This window comes from Rhizobium sp. P2_G2, from assembly GCF_056403555.1.
Map to the genome: position 1 here is coordinate 1 of NZ_JBFUFF010000091.1, position 15,475 is coordinate 15,475.

9 protein-coding genes and 1 pseudogene are annotated in these 15,475 nt (G+C 59.9%); all 10 read right to left on the reverse strand.

Features of this window, described 5'->3' with window-relative positions:
- A partial coding sequence (locus AC1D06_RS34165) for a hypothetical protein (protein ID WP_477990242.1) occupies positions 1-200 on the reverse strand: 200 nt, incomplete at its 3' end.
- Between the two features lie 252 nt (positions 201-452).
- Complete coding sequence (locus AC1D06_RS34170) at positions 453-941, reverse strand: Hcp family type VI secretion system effector (protein ID WP_477876516.1); 489 nt, start codon at positions 939-941, stop codon at positions 453-455.
- Positions 942-997: 56 nt separating this feature from the next.
- A complete protein-coding gene (gene tssC / locus AC1D06_RS34175; RefSeq protein ID WP_477876515.1) occupies positions 998-2,605 on the reverse strand; it encodes a type VI secretion system contractile sheath large subunit in 1,608 nt (535 codons plus the stop codon).
- A 55-nt stretch (positions 2,606-2,660) separates the two neighbouring features.
- Entirely contained in the window at positions 2,661-3,173 is a 513-nt protein-coding gene (tssB, locus tag AC1D06_RS34180; protein WP_477876514.1) for a type VI secretion system contractile sheath small subunit, read from the reverse strand.
- Positions 3,174-6,369: 3,196 nt separating this feature from the next.
- A pseudogene (locus AC1D06_RS34185) lies at positions 6,370-7,179 on the reverse strand (serine/threonine-protein kinase); the annotation flags it as partial.
- A complete protein-coding gene (locus AC1D06_RS34190; RefSeq protein WP_477990243.1) occupies positions 7,169-7,987 on the reverse strand; it encodes a PP2C family protein-serine/threonine phosphatase in 819 nt (272 codons plus the stop codon). The pseudogene AC1D06_RS34185 and the gene AC1D06_RS34190, both read right to left, overlap by 11 nt.
- Positions 7,988-8,117: 130 nt before the next feature.
- Positions 8,118-8,828: a type VI secretion system-associated protein TagF gene (tagF, locus tag AC1D06_RS34195; protein ID WP_477876512.1), complete on the reverse strand. Its 711-nt coding sequence runs from the start codon at positions 8,826-8,828 to the stop codon at positions 8,118-8,120.
- Positions 8,810-12,394 (reverse strand): type VI secretion system membrane subunit TssM, encoded by a 3,585-nt coding sequence (gene tssM, locus AC1D06_RS34200; RefSeq protein WP_477990255.1) that lies wholly within the window; start codon positions 12,392-12,394, stop codon positions 8,810-8,812. The genes tagF and tssM overlap by 19 nt, the downstream gene beginning before the upstream one ends.
- Positions 12,395-12,461: 67 nt before the next feature.
- Positions 12,462-13,988 (reverse strand): type VI secretion system protein TssL, long form, encoded by a 1,527-nt coding sequence (tssL, locus tag AC1D06_RS34205; RefSeq protein WP_477876511.1) that lies wholly within the window; start codon positions 13,986-13,988, stop codon positions 12,462-12,464.
- On the reverse strand, positions 13,985-15,316 hold the full coding sequence (tssK, locus tag AC1D06_RS34210) for a type VI secretion system baseplate subunit TssK (protein WP_477990244.1): 1,332 nt from the start codon (positions 15,314-15,316) through the stop codon (positions 13,985-13,987). The genes tssL and tssK overlap by 4 nt, the downstream gene beginning before the upstream one ends.
- Positions 15,317-15,475: the final 159 nt, after the last annotated feature.

Below are 15,475 nucleotides of genomic sequence, written 5' to 3' on the forward strand. Positions count from 1 at the left end.
GTATTGACGATATGGCTGACATTTTCAGCAATCGAGCGCTTCAGTTCCGCCTCGTCGAGGCTCCTGCGCCGTTGCGCGACCAGCATTTCGGGGCCAACCGCAGCGATGGCGGCCTCCTGCTTGTTCTGGTCAGTCTTCTCTTCGAAGTTTTCCTGGAACCTCTGGAACAGGGACAGTTGATATCTGCTTTCAGCCGCCATCTGTCTTCACATCACTTCCGCCGCGTTCGCCACGGGCAACCGCCGAACATCGGACCAAGGATCCCAATACGACCGAAGGCTGTCCCGGACACCACTCACGGTATGCGCAAGAAGCCTGGAGGACAAGGCCCGTCGGTCGAAACGCCGGAGCGACGCAGAGCCTGGCCGCCCGTCATTCACATTGCTTAGCCCAACCGGGCTGATTTCACCGGCGGCGCAATTGCCGCCGGTCTTGCTTCAAACGATCGGAAATCAGGCGGCCGCCTTGTTCGCAGCGATATCCCAACCCTGGGTCGTATCACCTTCGCCCGTGCCCTGCGCCGACTGGGGCGTGTATGTCGTGACATAGCTCGCGAAGTTGAGGGCCAGATCGACATGCACGGTGTCGCTGCTCTCCGCGCCGGTGATCGAATGGCTGGTGACCAGCACCTGGGTCAGAACGATCTTGACATAGTCCACCGGGCTGTCGCCACCCGCCTTTTGGCAGATCAGGGTGGCGGTGTCGATCGGCTTGCCGCTGCAGCAATACTGCATCAGCGCTGCGTCGGCCTTGCAGATATTCTTGGTGAGAACAATGTCGCGCACATCGACGCGACCGGCACCCGAACCATGACCATGCGTGACCGAAGACTGCTGGAACATTCCAAAGCTGAAGCTTTCGATCTGGATCTCGTCTTCGTGACCCTCAACGCGTGATTCGCCTTTAATCGAATCAATCTTAAGATGCATATTTGTAGACACGGTAATCTCCTAGCTTGGTTGCTGCGATAGCGATCGAGAGCGTGAGCCGCGCTTGATCAATCTTGCTTCTTCAGACGCGAAACCAGACTCAGACCCACCTTCATACCCTCGAGCTGGAACTGGGGGCGGAGGTAGATGCGGGTGGAGTAATAGCCGGGATTTTCAAAATCTTCGAAAACCTCGACCTTCGCACCCCGGAGCGGCTTCTTGGCCTTGACCTCCTGGGTGGAGTTGTCCGGATCACCATCGACATAACGGGTGATCCAGGTTTGCAGCCAGCGCTCGAGCTCCACGCGCTCACGCGAACTGCCGATCTTGTCGCGCACCATCGCCTTCAGGTAGTGGGCGAAGCGCGAGCAGGCAAACATGTAGGGAAGGCGCGACGACAGGTTCTGCGACGCCGTATCCTCCTCCGTATCCATCTTCTTCGGCCGGTACACCGACTGGGCGCCGATGAAAGCGGCCTTGTCCGTGTTCTTCCGATGGATGATCGACAGCACGCCGGCGGCCGAGAATTCACCTTCGCGGGAATCGCTGATGGAGATTTCCGTCGGGCATTTCATGTCGAGCGCGCCATCATCGGTCTCGAAGGTCGGCGTCGGCAGATTGATCACCTCGCCGCCGGATTCGACACCGCGGATCTGCACGGTCCAGCCATATTCCTCGAAGGCCTTGTTGATGTTGACGCCCATCGGATAGGCGGCATTCATCCATGAATAGTTACGGACATCGTGGCCCCAGGTCTCTTCTTCGAAATCGAAGCCTTCGGCCTTGACCGACTTGGCGCCGTAAGGAAGACGCGAGATGACGCGCGGCATGCAAAGGCCCAGATAGCGAGAATCCTCGGAGTCGCGCAGCGACCGCCAGCCGGCATATTCGGGGGTTGTGAAGATCTTGCTGACCTCGCGGACGTCGACCATGTCGTCCCAGGTCCCCCAGTTGAACAGCGAGGGATCGGCGCTTGAAATGAACGGGCAATGGGCAGACGCGCCCAGCTTGGCCATGTAGCGCATCACTTCGATATCGGCATAGCCCTTGCCGAAATAGTAATCGCCGATGACGACGCCATAGGGCTCGCCGCCCAGCGTGTCGTATTCCTTTTCGTAGACTTTCTTGTAAAGCGGGCTCTGCTCGAACTGAACGTCCGGATATTTCTTGACGTCCTTGTGTATCTCCTCCTTGGAGATATTCATGACCTTGATCTTCAAGGTCTCGTCCGTGAACGTATTGCCGACCAGGTGATAGAGGCCGCGCCAGGCGCTCTCGATCTTCTGGAATTCCTCGGCATGCATGATCTGGTTGAGTTGATCGGAAAGCTTCTTGTCGATTTCGGTGATCAGGTTCTGGATCGTCCAATCGGCGCGATCGGTGATAATGTCGGAATTCTCCAGCGCCAGATCGCAGAGCGTCTTGATCGCCGCGTCGACATTGTCGTTCAGTTCCTTCGCTTCGCGGATCCTTTGCCGCTTCTGCGGGTCTTGCTCCCGTTCGAGCAATTGCTCGACCGCGCCGCGGTCGAGATCGGCGACATTGACCTTCTGGTCATCGACCTTGATGTCGTACCGCTGAAAGCTCTGCAGCAGCGCCTTGGAAAAGTCATCGGCACCCTCGGTCACCGCTTCGGTCCGGGTTGCCTCTACACCTGCATTTGATCCGATTGCCATCTGTGTTGTCCCAGTGGAAATAATCTCAGCCGCCGCGCCTCATTTCGAGGCGCGATCAACCCTCAGCTTCGGTCTTGCCGCTCAGAGCACGCATCATCGTCGTGTCCTTGAGCAGTTTCTGCAATTGGTCTTCGGCATTGCCGCGCATGTAAGTCCGCAAATTCTCCAACTGCTCGCGGGCGGCAAGCAGTGTCGCCAGCGCCGGCACCTGCCGGACGATCTCCGCAGGCTCGAAATCGGCCATGGACTTGAATTGCAGCTCGGTGACGATCTGGCTGCCCTGGCCCGGCTCCGAGGCTTTCGCATCGAGGGTGTTCTTCACCCGCATGCGGATGCCGGGCCGCGTCTTTTCCATGAACTTGTCGAAATTGTCGATGTCGACGGGCACGAAATCACGTTGTGCGACCACCGGCTTCGGCACGGGCGACGCGTTTCCGGAAAGATCGGCCATCACGCCCATGACGAACGGAATCTCGATCAGCTTGTCGCTTTCGCGCGGATTCATATAGGTGATCTGAACGCGCGCCTTGGTGCGGTTCCTCGTCTTAATCTTCCCTGGACCAGCCATCGTAACCCCCTGTCGGCGTTCGTTGTCTATGCTGTATCTAACCAAATAACGATAATAAAGTCAAACGTCAGAGCCTAGTACATACCCTGCCCTGTTACCCAGGTTACAGTCACGAAAACCTCAATATCTGTCACAAAATCGAGCATTGCCGTGCAATTTCCTTGCGATCTCCGCATTGTGTCTAGTTTGTCTTCGGAACGACCTTGAAGAATCCGTAAGCATATTGGACACCACCCGGCTGAAGATTGATTGCTTTAGCAATTGCTGGAACGATATTCTTTGCGAGAGGCGGCTTTTTCGGAAAGTCGACAGCAAGTGGTTTGTCCGATCCGATCAGCAACATGATCTTGAAGGTCTTGACTTTACTCTTTGCTTCCTTGCCACGGTATTCCAACTCCACATCGTGGCCCGCCTTGTTCCTGACGTCTTTCGAAAGATCGTAGACCTTGCCGTCATTGTCGAACAGATAGGCTGTCATGAACGGCTTGTTGACGCCGTTGACCTGGCTCGACAGCGGATCACCGCTGACGACCTGGTCTGACGGCGTGAGCTGGAGATCGAGGGCCTCGTTCGGAGCCTGACGCACTTGCTTGAGCAGGTCCGTGACGGCGCATTGACGCGTGTCGATCGGCAAGCCGCGCAGCGCTGGCTCCAGGCCGAATGTGGATGTGAAGGAATCGTTGAGTGAATAAAAGGGCTGACTGTCGGCTGCGACCGCCATGATGCCCGCGGCCGAGGCGACATTGGTCGTCATCCGGGCATAGAAACAATCGCCGCCCACGAAGCTCGCGACCCAGGAGTCGCGCTTGGCCAATCCCTCGTCGACGGCGATTTCCGGATGCTTGATTTCCGTGGTCGGCTCCCCGACGGCAACATCCGTCGACTGGGACTGATCCTCGGGCTTGTTTGCGGAATTATCGGCTGAGTTGTTATTGTCGATATGCGTTTTGGTCTCGTCGGGCAATCCGCTGTCCGCCGTCGTGTCCGATGGCGTTGTCTCGGTGTCTGCGCTCTGGCTGGTCTTGTCCGTATTATCCTGGCCGGCGTTATCGGCGGTCTTCTCGCTATTATCGTTTGTGGCCGGCTGTTGATTGTTGTCAGCCGAATTGTCTGACGGCTTGGTTTCCGTGTCGGTCGTCTGATTGGTCTTGTCTGTGGCCTGCTCTGTCTGCTGAGTGTCGTTGTCGGGTTTTGCGGCGTTTTTGCCGTTGTCATTTGTGGCCGGCAATTGCTCGCTTTGCGTCGTCGTATCGGTCGCCTGATCGGTCTTGCTGGTCGCTTCTTCCGTCTGCTGTACGCTGTTGTCGGTCTTGGTGGCACTGTTGTCGTTGGCGGCAGGCAACTGGCTGTCATCCGCCGCGCTGTCAGCCGGCTTTGTCTCCGTCTCGGCGGTGTCAATGGTCTTGTTTGCGGTCGAATCTGCCTGATGATCGTCCTGCGGGCTGACCTGGTTTTCGGTGACAGCATCTGACGGCTTTACCGCGTCATGGGTGGTTTCGCCGACATTGTTCGCCGTCACATTCGACGGCGTGGTCTTCACCTCGCCCTCAGAGGGCAATACGTCGCTCGGAAGGCCGATATTGGGCTCGGAGGTATCCGTGTCGTTTGTCGTATCCTCCGTCTTGACCGGATTGGTCACCGTGGCTGCGACATGGGTCTCTGTGGTCTCGTTGTTTTTGTTCTGGTTGTCGACCGTCGCGACCGGCTTCAGAGAGGTCGTGCTCGCCGGTTTGCCCGCGGTCGTGTCGGAAGCAACATGGTCGACCGGTTCGACATGCTTTGTGTTGTTGGCTTCGGCAGATTTGCCGACTGTCGATGGATTTTCCTCCTGGGCGACCTTGTCGTCGTTCTCCGCCGCCGCGGTCGTCTGCACCACCGGGTTTTCGACCTTGCCTGACGTCTGATCGAGATCCTGCTTGGACGTGTCCGACGACAGGGGCTTGGTCACATCAGCGGCTGCCTTGTCGTCGTGTGGCAAAGCACTATCGGTCTTCGACTTGGTGGATGCGTCGCTGGACTGCTTGTCGGCATCTTCCGTCGGCAGCTTGTTCTGCGCGACCTTGTCCTGATTGTTATCGGGCAACATGCCGCCCGAATTGTCGGCGTTGTCGGTCGTGGTGTCGGAAGCGTTGTCACTCGTCTGGCTGTCGGCAGTGGCTTCGGCCTTGTGGTTGTCGGACGAGGTTTCCGTCTTCTGAACAGTCACATCGGATTCTTGGCTGTCCGCGATTTTCGGCTTCGTATCGATCTTGGCTGTCTCGTTGGCCGCCAGCGTCGCACCGATCTGAGCCGTGTCGTCAGCCTTGGGTTTTGCCTCGACCTTCGCCGTTTCGACGACGTTAGGCTTAACCTCAACTGCAGTGGCCGAATTATCGACCTTCGGGTTCGCGGCCTCGACCGTGGACTTGGCAACGGTGGTCGTGGTGCTGGCGACCTCCGTGGTCAGAGTGTCATTCTTCTTTCCGGTCTTCTCCTTAACCGGAACCTCCTGCGTCGCTTCCGTGATCGCCGGCCGCGTCTTGGTTCGCATCGGCTGATCCGCGGCAACATGATCCCGCTTTTTTGTCGGCCTGTCGGGTTGCGCGGTAAGGTCGGGCAAATCGTCCTGCGCAACCTTGTCGTCGGCCTTCCTGCCAAGCAAGGCATCGAGCTCTGGCGGCAGGACAACATTTTTCAGCGCACCGGAATAAAACGCCCCGGCTCCGCCCGCGGCAAGGACAAGAACGGCGGCGGTGAGCGCATAGGGCCAGACCCTGCCGCGCTTGCGCACCGGCAATGCCGCGGGGCCCCGTGTGGTTATGACCGGCTGCGTTTCCCAGACGATCGGCTTTGCCTCGACCATCGGCGGTTCGAATTGGGGCGGCGTCTCCTCGCGAGGTGGTATGTCGGCCAGCGGCGGCATCGGGGCGCTGGCAACAGGCGGCATCGGGGCGTTGGCAATAATGGTCGCCGCGGCCGGCACCTGTTGCCGTCTATCAGGCTCGGGAGCAGTCGCCGGTTCGTCGCTCGAACCGGAAACGAGCGTGGTACCGCTGTCCTCTGGCGTCCGCTCTGCCGCCGTCGTGACGGGAACGGTGTCCGGCAGCTTGGTCCAGAAGTCATCGGGATCGTCGACCGGCACTTCGACGCTGCGCTTCAGGTTGGCGAGCGGCTCGCGGCCGGAAAAATAATTGGCGACGTCGGCCATGGTCAGGTGCCGGTTGGCAGGATCCGGCACCAGCATTTCTTCGATAATCGGCCTGAGGTCCGGATCGAGGTTCGAAAGCTCCGGGATCCGCTTGCGTTTCTCGATCATCTCATACTGGGTGCCGTTCATGTCGAGCGGCACGCCCTGCAGCGCATTGATGACGACAAGCCCGAGGCTGTAGACGTCGGACGCGGCCTCGACATTGCCGCCGAACAGTCCGAACTGCTCGGGCGAGGCGAAATTGGTGCGGCCGGCGAACTCGCCGGCAAGAAATGTCTTTTGGCCCGCCTGTGTCGTCCTGGCGATGCCGAAATCGATAAGCTTGGGATGGGCTACATCGTTGTTCGACAACAGGATGTTGTCGGGCGACAGATCGCGGTGGACGACTCCAGCCGCATGTGCGGTTTCCAGGCCATCCGCCAGCTTTGCCGTCAGCCTGCGCACCTCGGCGACGCTGAGCGGACCGGTCCCCAGCCGCTCGGCCAGCGACATGCCGTGGATATATTCCATGACCAGGTAGGGACGGCCGATCGCCTTGTCGATCGTGAAGATCTGGTAGCGCACGATCGATGGATGGTTGAGGCTGCTGAGAACCCTGGCTTCCTTGAAGAACAGGTTCGCATATTTCTCGTCCCTGGCGAATTCGCCGAGAACGATCTTGATCGCCACCGCCTCGTCGGTGGTGACATTATGCCCGCGGAACACCTCGCCCATGCCGCCGACAGCGATCTTTTCGTCGATCTCGAAAATATCGTTGAGGCGCGTGCCAGGGCCGATCGATGTTCCGGCAGAAGGTCCCGTATGGTTTTCAGTGTCCATTGGGGTTTCCAGCTATCTCCGCGATCTGGGGCAGCGACATGCCCGTGATCGTCGTCGACGACGAATAGAACTGAATGACGTTGACCGTGACATTGTCCGTGCCGCCGCGCGACAGAGCCAAGTCGATCAATTCGCTGCATATATCCTTGGCGCGGCGTCCCGGCATCTTGCCGGCGATCTCATCGTTGCTGACATGCGTGGTCAGGCCGTCGCTGCACAACAAGAATATATCACCGGAGACAATAATACCATCGGTGAAATCCATATAGGGTTCGCTTTCAACGCCGATGGCATGGACGATAACGTTCTTCCTGTAGTAATTCTCCGCATCGGCCGCATCCAGCACGCCGCGGTCAAGCAGCTCCTGCAATTCGGTATGATCCCGGGACAATTGCTGCAGCGCGCCGCTGCGGAAAAGGTAAGCGCGGCTGTCACCCGACCAGAGGCAGCGATAGGCGTTGTCGAAGATCAGAAGCGCCACCACAGTGCTGCCGACCACGCCCTGCCCACGATCCCTGGCGATCTCCTTAATCGTCCAGTTGGCCTGGCGGATGCTGTCCCAAAACATCATGTTGAGGGTCTTCGGATCGGCGGCAGGAGTGAGTTGTTCGAGCTTGCGCACGATCGCTTCACTGGCGAGATCGCCGGCGTCGTGGCCGCCCATTCCGTCGGCAACCGCCCAGACGCCGCAAACCGCGTTGGAGAAGCTGCGATCCTCGTTCAATTCACGAACGCAGCCGACATGCGATTGCGCATAGGAATTCGCCCGCAGTCGGTGGTTTGGCCTGCCCATCAGATTTCCGACCATTGGCTCCTCCGTCGATGCAAGTTCGACCGTTATCTCCGCTATGTCCAGTCCCGCGCCGGATTCTCGCACTGCGCCTGAAAGTAAGACGCGCCATCCTCCTCATTTCACGCAACGCAGGACTCGAGATTTTTCAGACGCCTGCTTGAGCTTCCCGAACGATCGCAGTCGGCCCCAGCATTCCCGAAAACACGTGCGGCTCCGGCATTCCCGGCACGACCAGAACCTGGCGCGCCACATGCGCCCCGCCGTCCGTCCACCAGACCGACTGGCGATTTCCGGCAAAAGCGAGATCGTGGCGCTGCAGGACCTCGCGGAAGTCGCCGCGGTCCTGCTCGCCCATTTCTATCCTGAGGCCGCGCGAGCCCTGCTTGCCTTCGCCCTCAACAATCGCGACCGATGGCGGCTCGGCGACGGATTTCGCAATCTCGGCCGGATCAGGCAGATCGCGGTCAGACAGCGTGGCGAGAAGTGCGGCATGCACTGTGCCGAACCAGCCGTCGATATCGAGGTCCATCCAGAGCGGGTAGCCGAAGCTCTTATCCCCGGGATAGGCAAGCAACAGCAATGGGAAATAGCGGCCGACGCCATCCACCGACGGCATGAATGCGCCCAGGCAATCCACGCCGCTGATTTCACGGCCAAGCCGGAAATTCCAGATCGGCTGGACCAGGAACATTTCCTTCCAGCGCATGCCGAACGCCTCCTTGCTGGTCGCCAGGCCCGCCTGCAGCCATTTCTCCAGCGGCGACAGGATCGATTGCGGCATGCCGACCGAGATGAAGTCGCGCCTGCCGGGATATTTGCCGAACACCCCTATTGGCATCAGAACGACCCCGGACATTTGAATTCCGACAAAGCCGGCAGGTTGAAGGGATTCTTGTCCGTCGACACCTGGACGCCGAAGGCGACCTCGCGGCCGCCAAGGACGAAACGCACGTCCATCCCGTGTCCGTTGTCCGAAGCCCGGCCACTGCTCATCAGCCGCATGAACGCCCAGGGGCCGTTTGCAGCAATGTCGCTCTGGCGATCGGGCATTTCGGGGAAGATCGACACGCTGGCGGTCGTGCCCGTCGAATTGGGCCAGACGATATTCATTTCCGGAGTCGGCGTCTGTTTGATTTCGACGGGCTGGCCATTGACCTCGACGATTGCCGAGTCGGCATTGGAGGAGACGCTCTTCGGCCTGACGATCATCGGCTGGCCGGCCTGCGGTGCGTTCGAATAGAAGAAGGCGTCGCGGATGTCGGCCGCCCTCTGGAATTGCAGCAGTGCATCCGGCGCCAGCGCCTGACCGATGCGGGTATCCTGCCGCCAAGTCCATTTAGCGCCGCTGGTATCGGCATATTTCATCAGGTTCTCGGCGAAGAAGCGGTCGATCAGGCCGTTCGGCGCGAACAGCTTGTTGAATTCGCTGAGCGGCACGTCACGCGTGCTCTTGCGGCTGAACGGATATTGGTTGGTGGTCGTCATGCGGCAGACGGCAGTGATCTGGCTCACCAGCTTCTGGTTCAGTTCGGCAATCGTGGTGCCGGCGGAATCACCCTCGAATTCGGAAATTGCGCCCTGCATCATCCGCGACAGCGGCGCCGGCAGCCGCGAGACATTGACCTGCAGATTGCTGATATGGTTCTGCAGGTCGCCCGCCGCCTTGTCGGCCTGGGTCGGCTCCAGCGCATTGGTGAGATCGACATTGATGTCGTAGAGATTGCGGATCAGCGTGTCGATCGGCCGAGCGCCCGCCTGGCCATCGACCAACTGCTGATAGGCCAGGAAATGCGCCTGGACGATCTGCCCGGGCAGCACCGGGCGCGCATTGGTGTCGCCGAGCCGGTTCTGCGACTTGCGCAGCAAGACGTCCAGCGCCGAATGCGTCAGGCCGCTCGTTTTGTCGGCGAGGCGATGGGCAGCGATTTTGCCGATTTCGGAGGTGGTGCTGGAAACATCGTCCGATTTCTTGTCGCCCTTGTCCTTGTCCCGGTCTTCCGTCAGCATGGTCTCGTCGCGGATCGACTGGAAGATGCCGATGACCGGAGAGGTCGCCGCCTGCGCGGCCGTCGCCAGCACGATATATTTGGGCTTGTCCTTGGCAAGGCTCTTCAGCCGGACATTGGCCATCATGCCTTCCCAGGCCGCGATATAGTCGTTGTAATAGTGCTGCAGCACCAGGTCGTCGAGGTTCTGGAATTGCGATTCGACGGCATTCTGCGTCGCATATTTGCCGAGCACCCAGACATCGGCTTCCAGCCGGTCGCGCATCTCGTTGAGCTGGTCGATAAGGAAACTCTGGAAGCCGCTATAGGTATAGAGGCCGTCGATCTGGATATCTTCGAGCGGCGAATTGTCCACCGTCTCGAAAACCACGTCGGCATTGGCATTGCCATGGTCGACGAACCGCCAGGGCGGCAGGTTGCCGGCGATCGCCGCGCTCTTGATCATCGCATAGGCCCGGTCCGCCAGACCCAGGCGGACCAGCGATTTTTGCGCCTTGTCGACCAGGTTTGCATCCAGTTGGACCAATGGATCATGCTTCTTGGACAAAGCCAGCATGTCCTTGAGATATCCTTCCAGCAGTTCCCGACCTTGCCGGTATTGCGGTCCGGGATAGAGGTTGTCCTCCCAGTCCCGGCGCATCCAGTCGAGGACCAGTTCGTCTTCGATCTTGGGCGCCGCACCGCCGAGCATGAGGTAGACCTTCAGCGTCTCGTAGATGGCGCCGGGATCGTCGATATTCTTGTTGAGCAATTGCTCCAGGCGCAGGATCAGGCGTGGCCGGAACGCTCTTTCAAGCGACAGGCGATACGCATCCTCGCTCGCCGATTTGATGCGATCCTCCTGCCCCATGCCGAAGCCGGAAAACCACGAGCGTTGCGCTTCCACATCATCCAGATCGTTGTTGAGCTTGCGCATGACATGCAGTGGCTTGATCGTTTCGAGCGACGGCACGCTGTTGACCGGAGCGACCGACGTCGCCTGGTTGTCGCGGATATGCTGGTATTGGCGTTCGGCCGCTGTGGCGATGTCGACCACCTGCTGGTTCTGTCGATAGGCCATGTACCAAAGCGCTGAAAGCCCGATCGTCGTTACCAGCATGACGGTGATCAGCCCCCAGCGGAAGAAGGCTTCGCGGCGGATCGCCCGCATGTCCTTGGAGACCCAGCCGGCTTCGGGGTAGATGACCTTGGTCAAGAGGTCGTAAAGGAAATAGCTCTTGCCCTTGCCCGACATCTGGGCGGTGCTGGGGCTGGCGAAGCTCGTCTGCATCGCCCCGAGCAGTTGGTCGATCGGCGTGCCTTCCTGCGTGCCCGAGGTCAGGTAGAAACCGCGGAGATTGACATTGGCATGATAGCGGGTGGGTTCGAAGATGGTGGCGAGGAATTGGGCAATCGGGTCGCGGAGATTGGCGATCTGGCTGGGGAAGCCGAAAATGGCGATACGGTCGAGCGCATCCGGCTCGCTCTGCAGGAGGTCGGCCGTCTCCTCTGTCAGCCGCATGACGAGATCGTCGATCTCCGCCGGAACCTGGGAAACCTTGTTCTCGCGGCGCTCCTTGACCTGGAAAGTCGAGCCCCAGACCTGGCGCCGCTTTTCCTCCGAATAGCCGCCAAAGAACTCGTTGAAGCCGACGACCAGGTCGGCCTTGGTGAAAATCGCATAGACCGGGAATTCCACCTTCAGCTGTTCGTAGAGTTCGAGCAGGCGCTTGCGGATCGCTGTCGCATGCTGCTGCAACTCCTCGGCGCTCATCGTCATGATGTCGGTGAGGCTGATGGCGATGATCACGCCGTTGATCGGCTGTTTCGGACGGTTCAGCTTGAGCAGCGACAGGAAATGCAGCCAGCTCTTCTTGTCGGCTTCGACATCGGAATCCTGGGTCGTGTAGCGGCCGGCAGTGTCGATCAGCACGGCCTCTTCGGTGAACCACCAGTCGCAATAGCGGGTGCCGCCGGCGCCGGCCACCGAGGAAATGCCCTTTTCATGCAGCGGGAATTTGAGGCCGGAATTGAGCAGCGCCGTGGTCTTGCCGGCGCCAGGCGGGCCGATGATCACATACCATGGCAGGCTGTAGAGATAGGTCCGTCGTCCGGACGACTTCTTCAACGTCGCAAGCGCCGCCGTCATCCGCTCGGAGAGTTCGACACCGTCACCCGTCACCTCTTCGGCGGCGGCAAGGGCAGCCTCCAGAGCCTTTTCGCGGCGGCGGTGGCGCCACCAGACAATGAAATAGACGAGGGAAAAGATGAACCACAGGCCGGCAATGATCAGCACGCGCGTCCAGAAGCCGGCCAGCGGCGCGTAATCGCCAAACGCCAGCAGCGGTCCCGCGAACCAGATCGCCAGGGATAGCAGGACGAGCGCAATGCCCGAAATGATCCAGCGCAGCAGTCTCAGCGTCGTGCCCTTCTCTATGCTCTCTGTTTTGCTTGTTTCGGATCGCTGGCCATGAGGTCAGCGATCTTTTCGCGTCCGCTCCCCGTTAAAGCGACTCCTCCTTGGGGATGGAGATTTCGACTCGCCGGTTGAATTGTTTGCCGGCGGCGGTCTTGTTGTCCGCGATGGGCTGTGTATCGCCCTTGCCGGACACCTGGACCCGTTTGGGATCCTTGAGTTTTGGACCGATCATATCTGCGACTGCCTGGGCGCGTTTGACCGAGAGATCGAAATTCGACTTGAACGGGCTGGTCGGTTTCAGCTTGGTATTGTCCGTATGCCCCTCGATGAAGATGCCGCCGGGCTCCCTGTTGAGCGAAGTCGCGATGCGCTCGGCAAGCTCCTGGAATTGCGGCTTGACGTCGGCGCTGCCGGAATCGAACAGCAGGAGGTTGCTGACCCGGATGACGATCTGCTGGCCGACCGGCTGGACATCGACAAGTTTCTTGGCAATCTCCGGCGCCATGGCCTTGCGGATGCGCTGCAACTGGGTGAGTTCCGATTGAGAGACGATCTTCGGCAGCGGCTTGAACGGCGCCTCGTCCGGCTTCGGCGCCGCGCGGGCGATCATCACCGCATTGCCGGGATGCAGGTTGATCAATGAATTGGCGGAGAGTTCGCCCGCATCGGCGCTGAGATAGCGCAGGACGATATAGATTGCCGCAAGCAGCGTGATCAGGAAAGCGGCGATGGCCCAGAGTGGAATGCCGTCGCGGAATTTCCCCAGCTTGAACTGCATGCCCCGCCAACGCGGCGAAAGCTCGACCATGCCCTGCGGCTTGACGTTGCGCAGCGTCTGGTAGACGTCGCGCCGGACGCGCTGCAGTTCGATGTCGCCTCCGGCCATGCTGCGATACTGGCCTTCGAAGCCGAGCGACAGGCAGGCATGGATGAGCTCGAGCAAGTCGTAATAGACCGCCGGATTGTTGGCCAGCCGGCGGACATATTCGAAGAAGCCGGTGCCCGACGTGCGCTCGCCGAAGAACTGCGCCAGCATGCTGTATTGCAGCCAGATATGCTTGTCGCCCGGCAGGTTCTGGACGATGTCGTCGGCCGTGGCGCAGAGCGCGTATTTCGCCGTGCGGACCTGTTCCGGATCGATGCCGGCGGAGAGCAGATTCTTCTCGAACTGCATGATCGTGCCGCTGACATGCCGCATCAGCGGCACGGCGTCCATCTCGATCACCTGCAGCCGCAGACGGCCAAGCAGGGTGAGCAGCGGGGTCGCGGCCTGGGTGATCGGGTTGGCGGCCTTGACCTGCTGGCCGATCTTGGAATTGAGCGCCACCTGCAGCGGGATACGCCGGGCCGGCGCCTGGACCTGCGGCTGACGCGACAGCGTCGGATCATCGAAGGCCCAGTCGACGCCGGGCGGCTGGCCCATGATGCGCTGCTGGCCGCCCGCACCACCAAAACCGTCGAAGCCAAAAGGCGAATTGCCCTGGTTGTTGGGGAAAGGGCTGCCGGTAAACGGACCGCCGGCAGGGTTGTTGTTGCCCAACGCCGCTCCGCCCGGGCGGGGCCGGATAACGGTCCTCCCATTGTTGGCGAAGGGATCGTCGGAATTGCTCATCTCTGATCGTCCACGATGGCCCACAGATCCAACTGGAGGCCGGGCCAATTACCTGCAAAATGCAGGGCTATTCCGCTCGCAACACTGAATTCCGGCCACAAAGGGGAATTCTTGTCAAGTTGAAAGTAGACATGGTCGATGATCGTCCGGATCTGCCGGGGCGGCGTCGGCATATGCACGACCGTCAGGCCTGGAAGATTGGTCTGGACCACTTCACGCATCCTATTGTTCGGCGCGACCTTACACAGTTCGGGAAACTTCAGCTGTATCTGTTGTAACGGCATGCTGGCGGAAACTTCGATAACGAAGCGCGCGTTGCGGAACAGATTCCGGTCGTTGACATTGGCGAGGAAGGCGTTGGCGCGGACTTCCGTCAGGTCGAGGCGGATGGCGCGGCCGATATCTAGACTGAGCAGGCGCTGGATCACCGTCAGCACCGGTTCCATGACCTCGTGCAGGTTGTCGTGATCATAGGCCGGGAATTCCGGCGCGATGCGGGTGTTCGAGAAGGTCGACAATTCCCCGGCAAGCCGGATCAATTCGATATAGAGCTTTTCCGGATGCAGATAGCGGGTCGCCCGATAGTGCTTGATGACGTTGACCTCGCGATTGAGCATCTGCAGCATGTAATAATCCAGCGCCTGCAGGCCGCCGCCGGAACTCGGGTCGGCGGCATAGCGGGCCAGCGCTTCGAGCCGCGTTTCCACCCAGCCGATCACCCGGTCCAGCCATCCGCGGGCCACGCCATGGGCGTTGCTGACCAGAAGCGGCGGGCAGATCGTCTCGTCGAACACGATCGTCTTTTCCTTCACTTCGAGGATGCGCGCGATTCTGAGATTGTGATAGCCGGGCTTCGGCTGTTCGCTGATCGTCAATTCGGCACGAGGATGTGCGATCTCGATCTCCTCGTCGATCTGCATGTTGGTGGTCGTATCCCGCACCTTCTCCAGCGCCCGCGTGTAGCGGCTGCCGTTGGCGCTGCCGGGCATGTCGATTTCCTGCATGTTGGCGGTGGCGACCGGCATGGTCAGCCAGATATATTTGCGCTCGGCCGCTTCGGGAATGTCGATCGGCAGCGGCTCGGGGCTTACATCAGGCAGATCGAAGGGCGTGCCGTCCTGGAAAACGCCGGCGGCGCGGCGCAGGCCGAACTTGCTTTGCTGAATGAGGTCGCGATTGATCTCCAGTTCGGCGAACCCCCAGGGATAGGGCGTGACGCTGCGGACCCGGGTTTCCAGGAGGTGCTCGACATAGCGGTCATACTGCTGCAGGTGATGCTGCCGCAGGAACAGACCTTCCGCCCAGACCAGCTTGCTATGCCATGACATCCGCGCACTAATCCTCTGTTATAGGTTGAGAGACAATACTTCAGCAGCCGCACAGGTCAATATCGCCAGCATACAGGATAAACCGCGGAAACTCTTTGTGAATTCTTGTTACCGCCGCCAGCGGGGCATTGTGCCGCGGTCTATCCATTTTCAGCGCCT